We start from the raw sequence: 20,186 nt of genomic DNA, 5'->3' as shown, positions 1-20,186 counted from the left end.
AAATTCGCCATAAGAAGTATATAGACAAATTTATAAAAAAAAGAGGTCGTTATGAAAAAAAATCACATTTACAAAATTTTAACATCATTATCTATTATGTTACTATTTAGTAGTGTTGTATTTGCTCAAGGTACAAATGAAAAAGATGATACTATAACTATAAAAATGGAGCAATATTCTGCTACAAATAGCAATGATTCAGGTCCAGCTCTAGAAAAAATGATAAGCGAATTTGAAAAACAAAATCCCAACATTAAGGTTGAGTTACAAACAATTGGTTACAATGATTATTTCACACAACTACAAAGTAAAGTTGTTGGTGGTAATGCAGCTGATGTTTTTGAATTAAACTTTGAAAACTTTGTATCATATGCTTCTCAAGATACATTAGCTTCATTAGATGGTGAATTAGGTGATACATCTGGGTTTAATCAAACAGCTTTGAATGCATTTGTTTACGATGGAAAACAATATGGAATACCAAATTCATTCTCAAATGTTCTACTTTTCTACAATAAAGAATTATTTGATAAAGCAGGAATCGATTATCCTGATGAAACTTGGACTTGGGATGATATCGAAAAAGCTGGTGCTAAAATTAGAGCTCTTGGAAAAGATATTTTTGGCTTTTATAGACCACTTACTTTCCATGAATTCTATAAAGCTGCTGCTCAAAATGGCTCAAGCTTGATGAATGAAGATTATACTGAATTTACAATTAATACACCAACAAATATTGAAGTTGCCCAAAGAATGGCCGATTGGCAAATTAAGAGCAATATTATGCCAACTGATGCACAACTAGGTGGAATGGGAGATTGGGATCTCTTTAAGAGTGGCAGATTAGGCATGTTAGTTACAGGTATTTGGGCTTTCAATGATTTTGCAACTAATTGCACCTTTGATTGGGATGTTGCTATAGAACCAGGAAATACTCAAAAAGCATCACATTTCTTCTCAAATGCATATGTAGTTAGTTCAAATTCTGAGCACAATAGTGAAGCAATTAAGCTAGCAACTTTCTTAGCTGGCTCTAAAGAAGCTGCTACAATCCGTGTAGAAGCTGCTTGGGAATTACCTCCAGTTGAATATCAAGATGTTTTAGATATGTATTTAAAAGCAACACCTCCAGATAATAAAAAAGCTGTGTTTGATAGTCTTAACTACTTAGTAACACCACCTGTTGCTAAGCAACAAGCTGAAATGACAGCTATAATTGGCGATTATTTAAATAAGATTATTTACCAGAAAATGGATGCTAAGTCAGCACTTGATGCATGTCAAAAAGAACTTGAAAAGAAGATTTCTCTTTAACAAAATCGAATGCCGTTTTCTGTAACAGAGACGGCATTTTTAGGAGCTTATAATGTTATCAAATGGAAGATATGGTTGGAAAAAAGCATTCCCTTTCCTCTTACCAAGTTTAATTGGATTATTTCTCTTTGCTTTTTTACCAATATTGATTTCTTTATTAATTAGCCTAACAAGTTGGACTGGAATGTCTAGAGTTAGTCTTACTAGTGGATTTATAACTTTTATTCATAAAAACTTCATAGGATTAGATAATTTTAAAACTATATTATCTGATTCAGAAGTTTGGAAAGTTATGTCCCATAATTTTTATTTTATCATTTTATACTTACCTTTAATGTTGATTCTCTCATTAAGTGAAGCTTTAATAATCAACTCAAAATTAAGGGGCAGTTCAACTTATCGTGTTATATTTTATATACCAGTTTTAACTAGCTGGGTAGCTGGAGCATTAATTTGGAAATGGTTATTCTCTCCAACATATGGACCTATAAACAATGCATTAGTTGCAATAGGATTAGAAGGCTCCCTTTGGCTCCAAAGCGAAACAATGGCAATGCCATCAATTGCAATAGCATCAATTTGGAAAGATTTAGGATTCTACGCCATGATTTTTTTAGGAGGCCTTAGATCAATTAATCCATCCTACTATGAAGCAGCTAATATTGATGGAGCAACTTCCTTTCAACGATTTAGAAAGATAACTCTTCCCTTATTATCTCCAATCACATTTTACGTAATAATGCTCTCCCTTATAAATGCATTCCAGCTATTTCCGCAGGTAATGGTAATGACAAAAAACGGAGATGCAGGACCAAATGGAGCTACTATGGTAATGGTAGAGCGAATTTATAAATATGCTTTTAGGTATGGCAAGATGGGATATGCAGCAGCATTCTCTTGGATTTTATTTGTAATTATTTTCATATTTACATATATACAAAGAAAAGTAGAGAATAAGTGGGTGAACTATGATGTCTAAAACTATAAAAGTAATATTATATCATATTATTGCAATTCTATTTTCATTCATTGCCTTATTACCCTTTGTTTGGATGTTATCAACCTCCCTAAAAAGCAGAGGAGCCTTACTTGCAATTCCAATAGAATGGATTCCAAAAGAACCCACACTTTCTGCATATACTAGATTATTTACAAACGAAGGGATTTTTAGATCTATGATTAATAGCACAATAGTTACAGCAGGCTGTATAATTATTAGTCTATTATCTTCATCAATGGCAGCATTTGCCTTCTCTAAATTAAAATTTAAAGGAAGCAACTTGTTATTTGTAATATTTCTTTCTTCTATGATGATTCCCTCACAAGTTATTTTTATTCCATTATATTTAATTATGAATGAAATACATTTAACAGATACACTCCTCTCAATTATTCTACCTAGTGTTTTTCAAGCCTTTGCTGTATTTATGTTGAAACAACAAATGAGTACAATTAGCGACACATACCTAGATGCTGCAGCAATTGATGGAGCTTCTCTGATGACAAGTTTTTTTAATATCGTGTTACCAATGTGTAAGACGGCCTTAGCAACTTTAGCAATAATTGTAGGTATGGGTGCTTGGAATGATTACCTACTCCCCTTAGTATTGTTAACATCTAAGGAAAATTATACTCTTCCAATCATTTTGAATTCTTTAAATGGTCAATTCTCAACTGAATATAATTTATTAATGGCAGGATCATTAATTACAATGTTACCTCTCTTAATACTTTATGCCTTTGCACAAAAATATTTTACAACAGGCCTACAAATGGGAGGAGTAAAAGGATGATTTTATACTTAAATAATAAAGAAACAACTATTGAAAAGCTCAATAATCTAAATATTTTCAATTCCATTTATATACAAAAAAAAGATATAGATATTTTAACTATTTCCATAGATGAAAATAAGGGGGTATGGGGTTTTGGTGAGCGATTTGACTGTTTAAATCAAAAAGGATTAACAAGAAAAAATGAAGTTTTTGAAAAATTCACAAATCAAGGAGATAAAACTTATTTACCAATACCTTTCTTTCTCTCTAATGAATTTGGAGTTTTTATAGATACTCTAGAAGTTTTTGATATTAAATCAACAATTAAAAATAAAAAGAATATCATAGAGATATTTTTAGAGCCTAAATCAACTCCAATTTTCATATTCGAAGGAAAACCAAAAGACCAAATAAAAAGCCTTTTAAAAATGAAAGGTCCTGTAAACTTACCACCAGAATGGAGTTTTGGTCCTTGGATGAGTGCAAATAGGTGGAACAGCCAAGAAGAAGTTTTAAAAGTGGCAAGATTGAGTTATGAACAAGGTTTTTATCATACAGTTTTAGTAATTGAAGCTTGGAGTGATGAAGCAACTTTTTATAAATTTAACGATAAAACATTATGGCCAAATCCTAAACAAATGATACAGGAATTAAAAGAACTAGGCTTACATCTAGTACTTTGGCAAATTCCTGTTTTAAAAAAACTTGAAGATGGTGTAGAAAACAAAACACATGAAGAAGATTGTCAATATGCTGTAGAAAACAACCTCATTGTAAAAAATGAGGATGATAGTCCATATACCATAAAAGAAGGTAGGTGGTTTGAGCACAGTATGATTCCTGATTTTACTAACCCAGCTACACGAAAATGGTGGTTTGATAAAAGACAATATTTATTAGATATGGGAGTTGATGGTTTTAAGACAGATGGTGGGGAATTTATTTATGATGATAATATTAAATTCTTTGATGGCTCAAGTGGAAAAGAAATGAAAAACAATTATGCCGTCTCCTATACTAAAGCATATCACGATGCAATTGGAGAAGATAAAGTTTTATTTTCAAGAGCGGGGTATATAAATTCATGGCAAACTCCAATTCACTGGGCAGGAGACCAACTTTCAACTTGGAGTGAATTAAAACACCAATTAATAGCAGGTCTAAATGCTTCAGTTTCAGGCATTTTCTATTGGGGATTTGATATAGCAGGGTTTGCCGGAGAAATGCCGAGTAAAGAACTGTATCTAAGAGCCTTTCTTTTAGCAACATTCACCCCTATTATGCAATGGCACTCAGAGCCAATAGGTGGCCAATTTGCTGAAATTATGAAAAGCAAAGATGAAATAAACGATAGAAGCCCTTGGAATATTGCAAAAATACATAATGATAATTCAATTTTAGAAATAACAAAAAAATGCTGCTCTCTCAGAAAAAAAATACTACCATATATTTTTAGTGAAGCAAAATATTCAAAAGAAAATCTAATCCCTCTAATTAAACCATTATTTTTTGAACATCCAGATGATGAAGAAGCTTGTAAAATAGATGATCAATATTACCTTGGAAGAAGTTTATTAGTTGCCCCTATTTTAAAAGAAAACCAAAAGGAAAGACTTATTTATATTCCAAATGGGAATTGGTATGACTGTCAAAAGAGAGAACATATCAAAGGAAGGACATATATTAAAAGAACATACTCTTTATCTGAAATTGGTTTATTTATAAATCTCGATGAAGATTATTCGTCTCTAGAAAATGTTTTAATTTAAATAAAAAAATGCCATTGCAAAATTATGTTATATAAAAACTTGCAATGGCTATTTTATATCAAAATAATCAATTATATAGTTGTTTTATTTTTCTTCAATGGAAACTTAACTTTAGAATAAGTAAGAGTTCCTTTAACAGGACAAGCACTAATACATTCAAAGCAGTTTATACATTGGCCATTTCTAACATGAGAGTGTGTAGATATTTCGATGTTCATGGGACAGGCTTTATCACATTTTTTACAGTTAATACAAGATTCTTCATTTCTTTTGATTGTAAATACTCTTGTCATGCTTAAAATTCCATATTTAGCAGACTCAGTACACAAGTAATTACAAAAAGGCCTTTCAAATACCATAGAAATTAAAAGATAGATAACCATAATTACCAGCGATAAAGATATAGCTATAGGCGTTAAATTATCTGTAAAAATTCTCATGAAGGAGCCATAACCATTTATATTATCAAATATAAAATCAACAATACCAATCATCAAAATAGCAAATAAAACATATCTTAAATATTGTAAATATTTCTGAACCTTCCTTGGCATTTTATATTTTTTCTTAAAAAATAATTTACCAAATTTAGCCATTAATTCTTGTGCTGTTCCGTATGGACAAGCCCATCCACAAAAGAAGTTTCCAAATATCAAAGTAGCTGGTAATAAGATCATAATTACCATTCTAATATTCATGTAAACACCTACAATTAATAAAGCTAAAAATACTAATTGAACAAGTTTTCTTATTATTTGTTTATTATCTACATTCCTGTTTTTTTTTCATTATCTTTTCCTCATCATATTAAATTAATTTATCCTGAATCCGTATAAATCTTAATAATTGATAATTATAGCTAATTTTTTGCTATTTTATTAATAAATTATTTTGTAGTACGGATTTTTTTCTTGTCTATTTGTTTTACCTATTTCTATTTTTATATTTTATTCCAATATTTAGATAGATGTAAGAACAATATTTTAAAATTTTTACAAATACAACTTTTTTCAGTCATACTAAACTCTTCTAATTGATATTAGAAGTATTATTTCTGTTGTTTTGTATTTATATTATTTGAGTGTTAAACAGAAAGCAAAAAATATATGTTAATAAATTTATCAATTCTTAATAACAACTCTGTCCAAGGATTATTATTATATAGCCGAAGTACCATATTCCTTCCTTTTCTCATATATCTAGCACAAGTATAAATAATATCTCTTAATATTGTCTTCATTCTAATTCTATCTTTATTACCCTTAGTTCCTTCAGGTAAATAAAATTGATTTAATAAAGTAATATCTCCAATTATTCTCAAAATGTTATAAGCATTAGTAATAGCTGCTAATCTTTCAAAGTTTAAATCAGTTTTTTAGATATTGTTCACTTGTTGCATGATCATGATATAGATTAACTACTGTTATTGCATCTTCAATAAGGTTAGTCCAATAAAGCTCTACTTCTATTTCTGGAAATAATAATATATTACCTTTTTTATCTTCATAAATCTCTTTTATCTTAAATGCTATTTGAGATTTATTTGTAACATTTTCTTTTCCTACTGGATACATTTGGGTAAAATAACCATAGTATACAGTTGTTTGTCTATAATCATATGATATCTTTTTATCATATAATGATTTAGCTCTTTCTAATAAATCTTGTGAATAGTCGTTTCTTCTACATTTTTTCTTGATAATAAAGTTAACATTATTTTTATCAAGTACATTAATAGTTTCTACACTATCATGACCACTATCAAATCTACACAACACTTTACTATAATCTTCTAAAGTAAGTATCTCTTTAGCATTATCCAATACCTTTTGAACAAACGGTATTGAATCTTTTTGGGAATGTTGTTTTCCAGCTCTAAGTTCAGCTCCAATACAATAAGAGCCTAAGTAACTCATAAGTGGTGCAAACCCATCTTCCCCTTTATATGTTCTAGAACATTCTTCTTTATTGCATTTAGGATTAATCATAGGTGTTACATCAAAATCTAATGGAATATATTTTTCACTTATCTTTTCACATGGGAAAGAAACTTTCTTTAGTAATTCAATATTAACTAAATTACAATGTTCAATAAAATTTGCAATACGTTCTTTCTCTAAATACAATCTTAGTGTTTCTTGAGCAGGAGTGAATTTAAGATTTAAACATTCTTTAAATACTTCATTATTTCTAAATTGTTCTACATTAGAAAAATTAGTAAATCCCATAGAGTTTAAACCAACTAAGGTTTTATATATAGTTTCATTTTCTAAAAGACTTTTAGATTTAAGGGTATCCAAATCATATTCAGCATTATCATTAACTTTCATCATTGCAAATGCTAAAATTTTAGAAATTAAGTTTAAACCTGCTTTACTCTCTAGTGTAATTGTTGTAGTATCAAAATCAATCATTTGGCCTCTCTTGTTACTTGTTTTGTAGTAATTTAATTGTAACATAAGGGGCTATTTTATTCTATAATTTACTATACATATGTTAATATATTTTATTTATTTTGAAATCTATACGGATTCAGGTTTATTATTTTTTATTTATTCCATTACAAAAAATATGAATATTTTCTTTGATTAACGACATAATATATTCTTGGTTTTGATTTTCTAGTACTAAAAGATGAAAACTACCTTTTAGATTGAGTATGAAATACATTGCAGCTTTTTCACCACTAATATTAAGTAATTGTTTTTCTTCATAAATTTTAAAAATGGGAACTATTTGTTTTAAAACAGGATCATTTATTAAATCATAAGTATCATCTTCATGTAAGCTACTTTTTTCTCTCAATTTCATTAATAAAATTTCCCGGTTATCATTAAAATTAGAAATAATTTTATTAGCAATAATTATTAAGTCTTTTTCCAAATCTACATATGTTAACTTAGAAAAAACAAGTTCTATTTTAATAGATAAATATCTTTCTTTTATAATAGTTTTATACAATAATTCTTTACTTTTAAAATGATTAAACAAAGTCATCTCAGTAATACCAGCTTCATTTGCAATTTTTTTTGTTGCTACCCCATCATATCCTTCTTTTGCGAATAGCCTTTCTGCTGTCTTTAGAATTTTAATCCTTGTCTCTTGTTTTCTCATTATCTTCTCCAATTTCAATCTACAATTATAGTGTTTACTATAATTAATTATTATAGTCAATACTATAATTTTAAATAAAGATAACATTGATATAAAAACATAATTACCCTAATAACCAAAAGAAGAGATTACAAATATAAAGCTGAGATCCATTTCAAATTAAATTATTTTTTATTGAATGTATATAATACTCTGAAAGTCCAATTGATTTGCAAGTAAATTCCATCTCTTGAGCATGGGAATTCCAATAAAATAGCAAAGGGACTTGTAAACAAATCCTTTTGCCCGTTAACCTCTGTTTAAAGTCAAAAAAATAGAGGAGAGAATAGAAGATGCTTACAATGTCCCATATATGTAAAATAAGAGATTTAGCAAATCAAGGGAAGAGTATTACTGAAATAATTGAAGAAACAGGATTTTCTTACAAACCAAAAGTACTGAATTGAGTAAATTATTTATGTTTCTAAACCCGTAAGCTCTTCTAATACAGAGTTTTATTTTGTTATTTAAAGCCTCAGTTTTTGCATTACTAATTTTGTATGTTCTAGTTGCCATAATAGCATCATAGTGTCGTTTTATTTTCCTTCCTAAAGCTACAAAACTTTGTATTCTACATCTTCTAGCCCAAGATAACCATGAATCTAAATGTTCTTTTACTTCATCCATATCATCAAGCTTGAATATAAATCTAAGCTCTTCTTTTAGCCTATATGCTCTATATAATTGATTATCATTAAGCTTTATCATTTCCAATTTTTCTCTCTGATTTTTTGTTAAGTTTTCAGGGTTCTTGCGTAAGGCAAATTTAGAATTTTTAATAATCTTTGATTCATCTATTGGTTTTTCATCACCTTTTTTAGGCCTACCTCTACCTCGTTTCTTCATTTCCCCTTCTTTCTGTTCAAGTATTACTTTTGCTCTTTGGGAGGCAGCTTTTCTTACATCATCAAGTGCAACTTGCGCCCAAGAGATAGCATGAAAAGGATTAATACAACGCTCTGCATTAGGAATATATTTATCTAGACAAGCCTTTATCCATCTAGCTCCATCACCACTAACAGTCTTAATAGAGGCTCTCTGTTCTGGACTTAAATATTCAAAGAATTTAGATAAAGTTTTTTGATTATGTCCTTCCTCTGCCATATAACTGTACTATCATCGTTATTTACAACTGTTGTAATATAATTATGTCCTTTTTTATAGCTAGTTTCATCAATTCCAATATTAACTAAATTGTTAAACCTATCTTCATAATTAGGAGCAATATCCCATAATACTCTATTAATAATATCACCAACAGTATTCCAAGAAACACCCATAAACTCTGATAATGTTTTCTTGCTTAAATTAAAAGCTAACCAGGCTACTTGATTTTCAAAATCTTTAGTAAATCTAGAGTTATGCCTAGCCCAAGGAACTGCTGCAGTTATAACACCATGATCTGGACAAGTTACTCGATTAGTACTTGCTAAAACATATACAGCAATAGTTCCAACATCTAAAGATCTCCATTTTCGTAAAGTATTATTTTTGTCGTATCCTGGTAATTTTTTTCCACAGATTGGGCATTTATTCTGCTCTTTTATATATGGTTCTACATGAATAAAAAGTTCTTTAATATTACTGGAATTTGTAATTAATTCCCAACTTTTTATTTTTACATTGTTGATACCGATTAATGGTCACGTCAATAATAGTTCGCAATTTGATTTTTACTAAAACCATTAGTAATCATAACATCTTATGCAATTGGACATAGGCCAATGAAAGAAGAGTGTAAATGAAGCTTTAAACATAGAAGTTGGAGAAGGTCGAATTCTTCGTTTAATGAAGGAAAACAACTTGTTATCGCATGTTAGAGTAAAAAAATGGACACCTTTACAATATAAAAGAAGAAAAGAAATGAAGGTGGGGAAACCTAAAGATTTGATAAAACAAAACTTCTTTAGTGGTACACCTAGAAAAAAGGAATGTTGTTGATATTACTTATTTATATTGCTTAGAAAAGATGTATTACTTGAATACTATTATAGATCTATTTAATAGAGAAGTAGTTGTTTGGAGAATTAGTGATAGTCCTAATAGTGATCTATGTGTAAATACATTATTAAATCTTTCAAGCAAATATGATTTAAATAGATGTATAATTCACTCTTGTTGCAGGTACCAGCTATGTAAACAATAGTTATATGGATTTAATGAAAAAGCTTAATGCTAGAATGAGTGTTTCTGTTGGAAATTGCTATGATAATGCAGCAGAAGAATCATTGAATTCAATAATAAAAACAGAAGCTTTTTATACAGAATTTGGGAAGAAAAACTTTAAAAACAGACAAGTAAAAGCTGAAATAGTTTTAGCTAAAACTCAATGGTTTATACAGAATGTATAATTTAGTTAGAAAGAAAAAAGGATTTAAGTAGCAAACTCCAATAGAAAGATTAGAAAAAAATCCTTAAGGAACTTTGCCAATTATATATAACCCAGAATTGAGACTATAAGAAATAGTGCTAAAATACTAAAAACAGTACTTTACTATTTAGGAAGCAGTGGTTCCTAAAGTGTCAACTAAATTGGGTGCAGACCATTTTTATATAGCTTTCTTTTTTATAAAATAAACTATTAATTATTTCTTTATTTATAACCTGTCTTTTCAACTTAACAGAGAATAAAAAGAGCCTAAGTTCTTATCTACTAAGAATTATTAGGCTCACATATTTACTAAAAGTTTAAGACACTAAAGTTTTTTCTTTGTTTTTCCTATTATTTTCTTTATTTGATTAAGCTTTAAATACTTTTTAGAGAAGTCAATATCTAATTCATTACCCAATTTTTCTAGTATTTCATCATAATAATCAAAAGCATAATACCCACTTTCAATTAATGTTCCTGATGCTAATTTCATCGATTTCGTTAATCTCTTTGATGAATATTCCCATCCTAACCTGTATTCTATTAGTCTCAATATTACTAATGCTATATAACAAGTTAGAAAATGCGCTTTTATATGTTCTGTTGTTGATACATATACAGGTCTTGTTTTTAATTGAGATTTAGTAACCTTAAATGTTTCTTCAATTTTCCATAAACCTTTATACATATCTAGAATATCTTTATCTGTTACTGTTTTATTTAGTTTTAAAAAACCATCATAGGTGTATTTACTCTTACCCCTAAAAGGCCTTTCTCTTTCTTCTAATCCAATAACATTGGTAGCTATTGCATAATAGCCATCATACTTTTCTTCTTCTTTTAACTTCTCATAATCAAATAAATTATTCTTTTTAAACTTAATAACATTATTATTTTCATCTAAGAATTGTTCTACTATATATTTGTCACTACCGTACTTATTAGATTTGTTACTAGTCCCAACTTTTGATAATGCTTTCTCTATAGCTCTTCTTCTATCCCTTTTAGCTTTATCAGCATATTTTTTACTATAAATTATTATCTGTTTTTCATTAATTGATTGTTTTGTAACACTACCATCTTTTAAAGAATGAACGGAAATAACTCTAGGACTAATTTGAGATTTCATTTTAAATAATACAGTCTTTCCATCTGATGCATATTTTGTGTACTCTTCATTCCAATTGTCTTTAGCTAACACGTATTTTTTAAATTTATCAGTAACCTTAGTTCCTCTAACAGAAAGACTAATTACATAGCCATTCTTTTGTAATTTGATTCTAGTTAAATTGTCTCCACTCATCATACCTTTATCAGCAACAACAATTAAATCTTTCATACCATAGTCATATCTAATATCCATAAGGGAAGGTATTAATGTTTTACAATCATTAGTATTACCTGGATAAATACCATAAGTTATTGGAAGTCCTTTCTCATCCATAAACAAACCCATTTGGATAATAGGGTTTGGTCTATGTTCTTTAGAAACTCCCTTTTTTCTGTAATCATTATCATCATCAATATCATCTACTTCAAAATAATAATTAGTAACATCATAAAAAACTAAGGTAGTATCTCTTTTATATTGTTTTTCAATTTGCCTATTGATGCTTTTAATCATATCTGTAGAATGTTTATTAAAGAAATCAAGAGCTTTATATGTATCTTCTAATGTAAAATCCATTTTATCAAAGTAAAAATCTTTATGGAAAAAAGATTCTCTCTTTGAGGAAGGATTTAATATCCTATCAAATACTAACAGTTTGAAGATAGCATTATGATTATATTCAGCTTTAGTGTATCTTCTTCTGTTGTTAATGAAATAATCAATTTCTAATTCATGATAAATTTGAGATAATGCTGCATAACCAATATTTTTTCTAGTATATAACTTATCTGGTGAAATTTTTGAAAGTTTTGTACTAGGATCTATCTTCATAAGAAAAGGAGCATGTTCTTCTTTATATGCTTTAGTCATTTGAGCAGCAACTTTTTTAAAATGAGCAATGGGGTCATCATATTCTTTTTCTAGATCATCTAAATATCCTAAATACTTAATTGTCTTAGATCTGTTTTTGCCATCTTCAGTAGTGTAACTTTGAGCAATACTTAAACTTACTCTACCTTTTGTATTCTTACTTTTCTTAACAAACATAATTACCTCAATTTACTAAAATTATATCACAACTCTAATTAAATGTAAATAGTCTTTATTAGTCTAAAGAAAAATGTTTATAAAAAAGTTAAAAAAAAGATCCAACTCCTTATGAGTAAGGATTTATTTTCTGATAGTTGCTAGGGTGAACATTAAAAGTGTGGAAGCTTTTTATACAGAATTTGGGAAGAAAAACTTTAAAAACAGACAAGTAAAAGCTGAAATAGTTTTAGCTAAAACTCAATGGTTTATACAGAATGTATAATTTAGTTAGAAAGAAAAAAGGATTTAAGTAGCAAACTCCAATAGAAAGATTAGAAAAAAATCCTTAAGGAACTTTGCCAATTATATATAACCCAGAATTGAGACTATAAGAAATAGTGCTAAAATACTAAAAACAGTACTTTACTATTTAGGAAGCAGTGGTTCCTAAAGTGTCAACTAAATTGGGTGCAGACCATTTTTATATAGCTTTCTTTTTTATAAAATAAACTATTAATTATTTCTTTATTTATAATAATTAACACCCTTGACAATATAATTTATATAACTCAATATAGCAAATGCTATATTATCAATCAAAAATATAGCGTTTGTATCACAACAATGTAAAGAAGGTAAAGATGGATTGTTTAAAATCAAAAAAGATTATAACTTTTCTCTGTTTTATGAACATACTAACAGCATTAGGATTTGGTAGATTTCTTTTTTCGTTAACAATTCCATATATGTATAATGTATTACATTTTTCATATATTCAGATTGGAACAATTGGTGGCTTTATCATTTGTGGTTACCTTATATTTTCATACCTTGGAGGGATAGTCTCTTATCTATTTAAAGAAAAACTTGTTACTATCTTCATGCTATTATTTATAGCTATTTCCTTTTTACTATTTTATAAATTTACAAATTATGAAATCTTATGTTTTTCAGGCTTCCTTATGGGAGCGGCTTCTGCTTCTCTATATGTAAATATATTCCAAATCATAAATCATAACTTTGATAAAAATAATTTTGGAAAGACTCTAGGGGCAATTTTATCAGGGGCTGGTACTGGAATTTTTTTAATTTCATTATTTATATATATTTTACACAAAAATGATACACTATCCAATATCTATTTAGTCTGGATTATTGCAGCCGTTACTGCAATTATATTAATTCCCCTAAATTCTTTGGTAAAAGTTAGAAACACCAAAAATAATCAAAATGATAGATTTAATAAGATTAATCACCAAGATATTAAAATATGGAGAGAATTGGTAATAAACCCTATATTTAGGAATTTAACTATCGCATATGCTTTGTTTGGATTTTCATATGCTAGTTTTACAAACTATATTGTTGCATACACATCAGAAATGAGTAATGATGCAAATTCATTAATAGTCTGGATAATTTTTGGGGGTTGTTCAATTTTTAGTAGTTTTTTTTGGGGCAAATGGATTGATATAAGTAAAAAAATACAGATTTTATTTTATAATTATGCCATAATACTTCTAGCAATTTTAATTACAGTTGTAACAAAATCAGTTAAAGGTATGTTTTTAGCTTCAATGTTTTTTGGGTTATGCTTCTTTGGCTATTTAACAATATTTGGACAGATTATCGTAAAAAGAACAACACACTTATCGTCTGTTTACATGGGAAAAATTACACTTATCCATGCCCTAGGCCAAATCATTGGAGTATATACTGGAGGTGTAATTCGAGATTATACTAATTCATTTAAATTAGTGTTCATTATATGCTTACTAGCAACTTTAACTTCACTCATCTTTTATTCAAAATTCTTTAAAAATCAAAAAAAGGAAACTTAGTTGAAAAATATATTAAAAGAAATAACACATAAGTACTCTACATTTAGTTCGTCTGAAAAAATAGTAGCTAAATTTATCCTAACTAATCCAGATGAGGTAATTCTTTTATCTATGAGAGCCTTGGCTGAAAAAGTAGGCCTTAGTGATAATACAATTCTAAGATTTTGTAGAACTTGTGGCTTTAATGGATACCTTGATTTTAAATCTTCTCTTATTCCTCAGTTAATTACAAAAGAAAGAAGCCTTTATAAACAAATGGAGACGGATGATTCTTTTACTGTTAAACAAAAAATAATAATTAACAATATTTCTAACAGCATAAAAAATACTTATGATTCTCTAAATGAAGAAGACATAAATATTGTTGCTAAAAAAATAGCAGAATGTAGCCATAGTTATATAATTGGCCTCGCAGCATCAAGAGGTGTATCATTGATATTAGCAGATACTTTACATCTTTTATCTATTCCTGCAAGTTCTCACTCTGATAGAGTTGAAATTGAAAGGCTTTGCTTAAGTCTCCAAAAAAACTCAATTATAATTGGTTTAACTAACTCAGGAGAAACAAATGAAGTTCTAATGGGTATAAAAAGAGCCAAAGAAAATGGGAATTTTACAATTTTAATAAGTAGTAATATTGCTATAAAGAAATCTGTCCCTGCTGATATTTTTTTATTCACTAAAGTTCCAACAAATGAAGTAACTGGGCCATATTTTACTTTGCCAAGTATTAATCAATTATCTCTAATAGAAATACTAGTAAACAAAATTCCAAAATATTTGAAAAAAGTTAATTAAATATCGTTAAGGTAAAAACTTATTTCATTATAAACTAAATAATTTATTTAACTATGAGTCTTTTAGCTTTTATAACACAATTTTCATATTATTTACTTTAATTTTTTATATAGTTCAAATACTCTCATTAAATACTGATAAAGCAACATTTGATATTTCAATTAACCTTAAACTCTTCAAGGTAATTAAGAAATTAGAATGTTGACGGAACCTTACAATATTTAGTATAATCCTATATAATTTAATGGTTCTATAAACATATATTAATATTATAAATTCTTACACACGAATAAAATTGAATCTTTAACATATATATCATACAATACTATATAAAATAGACTTATAAAAATGATTGTTATTTATTTTACAAATTTTATTCACAGGTCACTTTCATTTTTAGGACAATAAAAATACAGAGTAGTATAGGGAAAAATATGACATTAAAAGAAATTGCAGAATTAGCTGGCGTTAGCAGAATGACAGTATCTAATGTAATAAACAAAGAATACTCTAAAGTATCAAAAAAAACAGTTGAAAAAGTCAATGCAATTATAAAGGACTGCAATTATACACCAAACTTATCGGCTAGGAATTTAAGAGGACAATCATCAAAATTGATAGCAATCATTGTTCCTCTAGTTTATCATAATAATAGCCTTTTTTCAGATCCTTACACAGCTCAGATTGTTGGCATTTTAGAGAACAATCTAAAAAATAGAGGATATTTCACAATGATAAGAAGTGTAAATACTCTTGATGATACAGTAGCATTCCTTAACAGTTGGAATGTTGAAGGGGCAATCTTTTTATTCCCTAAAAGTGATATAAATATAAATCAATTATTAAAAAAAGTCTCGACAAAAATAGTTTTTATTGATTCATACCAAGAAAATGATCAAGCTTTAATTATAAATATTGATGATTCTAAAGGCACATATTTAGCAACTCAACATCTTATAAATAAAGGCCATAAAGAAATAGCCTTTGTTGCTCCAAGTAGAACAAACAAAATTATGGATTTACGATATCAAGGTTATGAAAAAGCATTAAAACAAGCAAATTTAAAATGCAAAAAAGAAAACTACTTTATTTCAGATATTTCATTTGAAAGTGGTATTGCTATTGGAAAAGCCATCTGTGACACAAAAAAAATTACAGCTGCAATAACCACAGCAGATATTGTTGCTATTGGAATAATTGATGGAGCTAGGGCAAAAGGATATAAGATTCCAGAAGATTTATCAGTTATTGGCTATGACAATCTCACTATATCTAATTATTGCTATCCTAAATTAACTTCTGTTGATCAAGGAATAAATAATAAAGCTGAAATTGCAATTTCTTTGCTATTTGATAAAATCGAAAACAAAAATAAATTACCGAATAAAATACTATTAGATGTGGTACTAGTCGAAAAAGATTCAGTGTCTCAATTAAATTAAATAGCTATTAATTTCATCCTAATCTAGCCTGTATTGTTAGGCAATTTTATTTTATAAAATCTAATATAACGCAATATCAAAACCCTAAGCATAAAGGTAACATTTAATAATTATTACTACTTTTAATTATAACAACTCATTTTGGATAGTTTGACGAACTTTAATTATTAATCTTACATAACCGAATGTTTATAATAAAATAAACCACAACAATTTTATGAGCATATCAAGTTAATCAAAATGGAACATCTTCAATCTAATTGCTTATCTTATAATACAATAAAAAAATAAAGTTGATACTATCTTAAGTTATTCAATAAATACTATATTTTAAGTGTATCAACTGTAATCACACAAAAATAAATAATATTAAATTTTAAGAATCAAATTTCAATTTCCAAACCATCATAAGCAACAATATAATTTTTATCTTTAACATACTCTTCCAATTCATGATGAAGCATCTTTCCATTATGAGAAAAATGATTAACTACAATTTTTGTTTTATCACAAATAATACCATGCTTTCTTAATTTATCAACAAATATATCAACATCTTTTAAACCAAGATGATTGTTTCCATCGTTATCTAACCCCATAGTACAATCTAAACTCACTAAATCACATGTTTTATTATCCAAAAAATTAATAGATTCTTCACACAATTGGCCAGTATCATGAGCATATAATATTTTTTTATTATTATTTTCTATTAAATAAATATAACAATCTTCACTTTTATCATGATTTGCAATTATGGGATATACTATATAGTCTTTTGCTATAAAAGGAATAAAAGGTGGAACATAATTATATTTTAAAATACCTTCAGGGATGGCCCCAACCTTCTCCATTTTCTTATCAAAAAATGATTTAACTTTATTATTCCCATATATATTTAAACATTTATTTACACCATATGAATAAGGTGGATATCTATATATTAAATCTTGAGGATAAAAATGATCAAAATGCGAATGAGTAATAATTAATTCAGTAATAGATAGTAAATCAATATTATTCCTTTGAACGTGATAAAAAGTATCTGGCGAAAAATCAATCAGTAAAGAGTTGTCAATAATTGCTTGCGAGCGTGATCTAAGATTCTTTCCCCCTAACTCTCTGGATTTTTTACAAATATCACAATTACAAAATAATGCAGGGATTCCTTCCGCTGCAGCAGTTCCTAAATATTTTAATTTCATATTACCCCCTAATTTTTAATAGCTCCATTAGTAAGACCACCAATTATATGTTTCTGAAGAAAAACATATCCTATAACAACAGGAAACAGTGACATTAAAAAAGCAGCAAAAGATAAACTATAATCTGTAGTATATTGTGATTTAAAATTATATTGAAATAAGGTTAAAGTCCAATTGTTCCAAGTTCTGTTCAATATTATAAGTGGCATCATAAAGTCATTCCACATCCAGAGGCCATTCTTTATTATAATGGTGACAATAATAGGTTTCATTAGTGGAAAGATAATTTGATAAAAAGTTACCCTCGTTGATGCACCATCTATATATGCTGCATCTTCCATTGCTGGTGGAATAGAATTTAAATACCCCACGTACAAAAAAACGGCCTCACATGTCGAACCCCCTGTTGCAACAAAAATTAAACCATGCGTACTTAATAAACCTAATCTACTCATTTGTATAACTAAAGGCATCATTTTAACTTGGAAAGGAATAAAAATACCAGCTAAAAGAAAATAATAAAGCAATCTATAAGAACGTTTTGTCTTTATCGACCTAGAAATTGCATAACTCATCATTGGATGAAATAAAACTCCTAAAGTTAATGTTCCAACTGTTACATAAACAGTATTTACAAAAGCGATGTAGTATCTAGGTGAAGTCACAACACTTTTTACATTATCCAAATAAAAAGTTTTTGGCAAACTAAAAAAACTCATAGAATTTTCTGCCATTGTTTTAAAAGGAGTAATTAAAGTAATATAAAGAGGAAGGAGAATTAAAATTGAACCAACTAAAAGAAAAGTATAAAGCATTATTAATGTTAATTTATTCTGTTTATTTATCATAAATTTACCTTCTTCCTATTATTAATTTTAATTTGTAATGCAGAAATTAAACAAATAATTATTCCTAAAAAAATAGACTCAGCAATACTATAACTAAATTTTTGTTCAGCAAATCCATGTCGATAAATTATAAAAGCAACACTTATTGTAGATCCAGCCGGGCCTCCTTCAGTCATTGCCATAATATTATCAAAAACTAAAATACCTGCTTTAAGAGTTAATATAAGAACAACAGTTAAGGTTGGAAATAAATAAGGAATTTTGATTTTTGTAAAAATCTTAAAACTTCCAGCCCCTTCAACTGTAGCTGCTTCTATCTGATCTATTGGAATAGTTTGCAAACTAGCCAAAAACAGAACTGTCGGAATCGCAATTCCTTGCCAAACTTGAACAAACAAAACACCCCAAAAAGCTTTATTAGGTGATGACAGCACCCCATTAAGAAAAGAAATCCCAGTAGTTTTAGCAATAGCTGGAAGCACCCTAAAATAAATTTGATTGAAAATTAATCCCAACGTTAACATACTTAAAACAGCTGGGAAAAAAAATAAAGCTCTAAAAAAAGTTCTTGCTTTAATATTTGAATTTAAAACTACAGCAACTAACAAACTAAAAGCAGTAACTAAAACTATTAAAGCAAAAGTATATCGAAATGTAAAATTTAATGCACCAAGAAAACTAGAATCTGAAAATATTTTAAAATAATTATTAAGTCCTATATTATTATAATGCATACTAAACCCGTTCCAATCTGTAAAACTATATCTAATTCCCATTATTATTGGTACGATTGCAAAAAATATATAAAAAGAAAGTCCTGGTAAAACAAATAAAACAAAAGTCCTAGATTTATTCCAAAACATTTTCTTCCCCTTTAAAGCTTCTTCCATTTATATCTCCTATAAAAGGCCAATAGTTTTTTCACAGAAAACCATAACCTAATTTCTCCATTTTTCTTTATTAGAAGCTATACAGCTTCTGCTTGTCGCTTATTAAAATCACCTATTAATTTATTCATATCAAAAGGCTTTTTCTTCTTTAGAATTGCATAAATTACTCTACTAAAGTTTAGTGCAAAGGCAATTATACTTTTCCCACTACCTTTGTTTTTCTTCATTCTTTTATAATCATTAATTAGCGACAAATATCTTAATGATCTTTGTAGACGAAGCATACCCATTACAGCTTGTACCATTGCAGTTCTTAACTCTACAGGTCCATTCTTTGTTATATGTGTGGTAAATTCTTTCTCATTTGAAAACTTTACAAAAGGAGTGAGTCCACAATATGCTGTAAGCTGTTTGTAAGTTGCAAATCTATTTATATCATGGGCATATGCTCTAATGGTTGTAGCTGTTATTTTACCTACACCTACAATAGTTTTTAGTAATTGAACATCTTCATCTTCTTGTACATTCCTCTTCAATTAATGCCTCTAAAGCCGTAACTTGTTCATCCAAAATTTCTAAAGTTTGAATGAAACTATTTAAGGTAGAGACTGTCCTCTTCTTAAATCAAAGCGTGGTCTTC

21 protein-coding genes are annotated in these 20,186 nt (G+C 28.1%); 10 read left to right on the top strand and 11 right to left on the bottom strand.

Translation table 11 applies throughout. From position 1 onward, the window contains the following. Positions 1-51 precede the first annotated feature (51 nt). The 4 genes from ACZ5SO_RS01080 to ACZ5SO_RS01065 are packed head-to-tail and all read left to right on the top strand — an operon-like array spanning position 52 to position 4,858. Positions 52-1,314, top strand: coding sequence for an ABC transporter substrate-binding protein (locus ACZ5SO_RS01080; RefSeq protein ID WP_464626191.1), 1,263 nt, complete (start codon positions 52-54; stop codon positions 1,312-1,314). A gap of 52 nt (positions 1,315-1,366) precedes the next feature. Next, positions 1,367-2,293: a carbohydrate ABC transporter permease gene (locus ACZ5SO_RS01075; protein ID WP_464626190.1), complete on the top strand. Its 927-nt coding sequence runs from the start codon at positions 1,367-1,369 to the stop codon at positions 2,291-2,293. Further along, positions 2,286-3,107 (top strand): carbohydrate ABC transporter permease, encoded by an 822-nt coding sequence (locus ACZ5SO_RS01070; RefSeq protein ID WP_464626189.1) that lies wholly within the window; start codon positions 2,286-2,288, stop codon positions 3,105-3,107. Before ACZ5SO_RS01075 ends, ACZ5SO_RS01070 begins: the two co-directional genes overlap by 8 nt. After that, positions 3,104-4,858, top strand: coding sequence for a glycoside hydrolase family 31 protein (locus tag ACZ5SO_RS01065; RefSeq protein ID WP_464626188.1), 1,755 nt, complete (start codon positions 3,104-3,106; stop codon positions 4,856-4,858). Before ACZ5SO_RS01070 ends, ACZ5SO_RS01065 begins: the two co-directional genes overlap by 4 nt. Positions 4,859-4,929: 71 nt before the next feature. On the opposite strand, the gene ACZ5SO_RS01060 is transcribed toward ACZ5SO_RS01065, so the two are convergent. The 6 genes from ACZ5SO_RS01060 to ACZ5SO_RS01035 form a co-directional block, all read right to left on the bottom strand. Next, on the bottom strand, positions 4,930-5,556 hold the full coding sequence (locus tag ACZ5SO_RS01060) for a 4Fe-4S binding protein (protein WP_464626187.1): 627 nt from the start codon (positions 5,554-5,556) through the stop codon (positions 4,930-4,932). A gap of 386 nt (positions 5,557-5,942) precedes the next feature. Next, on the bottom strand, positions 5,943-6,179 hold the full coding sequence (locus ACZ5SO_RS01055; RefSeq protein WP_464626186.1) for a hypothetical protein: 237 nt from the start codon (positions 6,177-6,179) through the stop codon (positions 5,943-5,945). A gap of 46 nt (positions 6,180-6,225) precedes the next feature. Further along, positions 6,226-7,272 (bottom strand): transposase, encoded by a 1,047-nt coding sequence (locus ACZ5SO_RS01050; RefSeq protein WP_464626185.1) that lies wholly within the window; start codon positions 7,270-7,272, stop codon positions 6,226-6,228. A 127-nt stretch (positions 7,273-7,399) separates the two neighbouring features. After that, a complete protein-coding gene (locus tag ACZ5SO_RS01045) occupies positions 7,400-7,972 on the bottom strand; it encodes a TetR/AcrR family transcriptional regulator (protein WP_464626184.1) in 573 nt (190 codons plus the stop codon). Positions 7,973-8,362: 390 nt separating this feature from the next. After that, entirely contained in the window at positions 8,363-9,115 is a 753-nt protein-coding gene (locus ACZ5SO_RS01040) for an ISL3 family transposase (protein WP_464626183.1), read from the bottom strand. Next, entirely contained in the window at positions 9,061-9,534 is a 474-nt protein-coding gene (locus ACZ5SO_RS01035; protein WP_464627825.1) for a helix-turn-helix domain-containing protein, read from the bottom strand. Before ACZ5SO_RS01035 ends, ACZ5SO_RS01040 begins: the two co-directional genes overlap by 55 nt. 265 nt (positions 9,535-9,799) lie before the next feature. Between ACZ5SO_RS01035 and ACZ5SO_RS01030 the strand changes: the two genes are divergently transcribed. Genes ACZ5SO_RS01030 through ACZ5SO_RS01020 form a run of 3 tightly spaced genes read left to right on the top strand, consistent with a single transcriptional unit; the run spans position 9,800 to position 10,362 of the window. After that, positions 9,800-9,952: a hypothetical protein gene (locus ACZ5SO_RS01030; RefSeq protein ID WP_464626182.1), complete on the top strand. Its 153-nt coding sequence runs from the start codon at positions 9,800-9,802 to the stop codon at positions 9,950-9,952. Between the two features lie 28 nt (positions 9,953-9,980). Continuing rightward, positions 9,981-10,157 carry a hypothetical protein gene (locus tag ACZ5SO_RS01025; protein ID WP_464626180.1) on the top strand — a complete coding sequence of 59 codons (177 nt, stop codon included), beginning with the start codon at positions 9,981-9,983 and terminating at the stop codon, positions 10,155-10,157. Positions 10,158-10,161: 4 nt separating this feature from the next. Continuing rightward, positions 10,162-10,362 carry a hypothetical protein gene (locus ACZ5SO_RS01020; RefSeq protein ID WP_464626178.1) on the top strand — a complete coding sequence of 67 codons (201 nt, stop codon included), beginning with the start codon at positions 10,162-10,164 and terminating at the stop codon, positions 10,360-10,362. 345 nt (positions 10,363-10,707) lie between these two features. On the opposite strand, the gene ACZ5SO_RS01015 is transcribed toward ACZ5SO_RS01020, so the two are convergent. Then, entirely contained in the window at positions 10,708-12,540 is a 1,833-nt protein-coding gene (locus tag ACZ5SO_RS01015; RefSeq protein WP_464626176.1) for an IS1634 family transposase, read from the bottom strand. A gap of 623 nt (positions 12,541-13,163) precedes the next feature. Here ACZ5SO_RS01015 and ACZ5SO_RS01010 point away from each other — a divergent pair. From ACZ5SO_RS01010 to ACZ5SO_RS01000, 3 genes are all read left to right on the top strand, one after another. Then, a complete protein-coding gene (locus ACZ5SO_RS01010) occupies positions 13,164-14,363 on the top strand; it encodes a YbfB/YjiJ family MFS transporter (protein ID WP_464626174.1) in 1,200 nt (399 codons plus the stop codon). Next, a complete protein-coding gene (locus tag ACZ5SO_RS01005; RefSeq protein WP_464626172.1) occupies positions 14,364-15,161 on the top strand; it encodes a MurR/RpiR family transcriptional regulator in 798 nt (265 codons plus the stop codon). It abuts the gene before it with no gap. 434 nt (positions 15,162-15,595) lie between these two features. After that, positions 15,596-16,603: a LacI family DNA-binding transcriptional regulator gene (locus tag ACZ5SO_RS01000; protein ID WP_464626170.1), complete on the top strand. Its 1,008-nt coding sequence runs from the start codon at positions 15,596-15,598 to the stop codon at positions 16,601-16,603. 383 nt (positions 16,604-16,986) lie between these two features. Here the strand turns inward: ACZ5SO_RS01000 and ACZ5SO_RS00995 are convergent, their stop codons facing one another. From ACZ5SO_RS00995 to ACZ5SO_RS00980, 4 genes are all read right to left on the bottom strand, one after another. Beyond that, positions 16,987-17,808, bottom strand: coding sequence for an MBL fold metallo-hydrolase (locus ACZ5SO_RS00995; RefSeq protein WP_464626168.1), 822 nt, complete (start codon positions 17,806-17,808; stop codon positions 16,987-16,989). Positions 17,809-17,816: 8 nt separating this feature from the next. Continuing rightward, a complete protein-coding gene (locus tag ACZ5SO_RS00990) occupies positions 17,817-18,656 on the bottom strand; it encodes a carbohydrate ABC transporter permease (RefSeq protein ID WP_464626166.1) in 840 nt (279 codons plus the stop codon). After that, positions 18,653-19,546, bottom strand: coding sequence for a carbohydrate ABC transporter permease (locus ACZ5SO_RS00985; RefSeq protein WP_464626164.1), 894 nt, complete (start codon positions 19,544-19,546; stop codon positions 18,653-18,655). The genes ACZ5SO_RS00990 and ACZ5SO_RS00985 overlap by 4 nt, the downstream gene beginning before the upstream one ends. 77 nt (positions 19,547-19,623) lie before the next feature. Next, the gene (locus ACZ5SO_RS00980; RefSeq protein WP_464626162.1) at positions 19,624-20,082 is read right to left on the bottom strand and encodes a transposase; all 459 of its coding nucleotides are present in this window, start codon (positions 20,080-20,082) and stop codon (positions 19,624-19,626) included. Positions 20,083-20,186: the final 104 nt, after the last annotated feature.

The sequence above is a fragment of the Pleomorphochaeta naphthae genome (assembly GCF_055396005.1).
Note: the sequence above shows the minus strand (reverse complement) of the source record. Positions and strands in the feature narration are given on the sequence as shown.

Bases quoted from the DNA above. Each gene is read 5' to 3' on its own strand.
- ACZ5SO_RS01080 (WP_464626191.1), top strand. From the start codon at position 52: ATGAAAAAAAATCACATTTACAAAATTTTAACATCATTATCTATTATG.
- ACZ5SO_RS01075 (WP_464626190.1), top strand. From the start codon at position 1,367: ATGTTATCAAATGGAAGATATGGTTGGAAAAAAGCATTCCCTTTCCTC.
- ACZ5SO_RS01070 (WP_464626189.1), top strand. From the start codon at position 2,286: ATGTCTAAAACTATAAAAGTAATATTATATCATATTATTGCAATTCTA.
- ACZ5SO_RS01065 (WP_464626188.1), top strand. From the start codon at position 3,104: ATGATTTTATACTTAAATAATAAAGAAACAACTATTGAAAAGCTCAAT.
- ACZ5SO_RS01060 (WP_464626187.1), bottom strand. From the start codon at position 5,556: ATGAATATTAGAATGGTAATTATGATCTTATTACCAGCTACTTTGATA.
- ACZ5SO_RS01050 (WP_464626185.1), bottom strand. From the start codon at position 7,272: ATGATTGATTTTGATACTACAACAATTACACTAGAGAGTAAAGCAGGT.
- ACZ5SO_RS01045 (WP_464626184.1), bottom strand. From the start codon at position 7,972: ATGAGAAAACAAGAGACAAGGATTAAAATTCTAAAGACAGCAGAAAGG.
- ACZ5SO_RS01040 (WP_464626183.1), bottom strand. From the start codon at position 9,115: ATGGCAGAGGAAGGACATAATCAAAAAACTTTATCTAAATTCTTTGAA.
- ACZ5SO_RS01030 (WP_464626182.1), top strand. From the start codon at position 9,800: ATGAAGGAAAACAACTTGTTATCGCATGTTAGAGTAAAAAAATGGACA.
- ACZ5SO_RS01025 (WP_464626180.1), top strand. From the start codon at position 9,981: ATGTATTACTTGAATACTATTATAGATCTATTTAATAGAGAAGTAGTT.
- ACZ5SO_RS01020 (WP_464626178.1), top strand. From the start codon at position 10,162: ATGGATTTAATGAAAAAGCTTAATGCTAGAATGAGTGTTTCTGTTGGA.
- ACZ5SO_RS01015 (WP_464626176.1), bottom strand. From the start codon at position 12,540: ATGTTTGTTAAGAAAAGTAAGAATACAAAAGGTAGAGTAAGTTTAAGT.
- ACZ5SO_RS01010 (WP_464626174.1), top strand. From the start codon at position 13,164: ATGGATTGTTTAAAATCAAAAAAGATTATAACTTTTCTCTGTTTTATG.
- ACZ5SO_RS01000 (WP_464626170.1), top strand. From the start codon at position 15,596: ATGACATTAAAAGAAATTGCAGAATTAGCTGGCGTTAGCAGAATGACA.
- ACZ5SO_RS00995 (WP_464626168.1), bottom strand. From the start codon at position 17,808: ATGAAATTAAAATATTTAGGAACTGCTGCAGCGGAAGGAATCCCTGCA.
- ACZ5SO_RS00990 (WP_464626166.1), bottom strand. From the start codon at position 18,656: ATGATAAATAAACAGAATAAATTAACATTAATAATGCTTTATACTTTT.
- ACZ5SO_RS00985 (WP_464626164.1), bottom strand. From the start codon at position 19,546: ATGGAAGAAGCTTTAAAGGGGAAGAAAATGTTTTGGAATAAATCTAGG.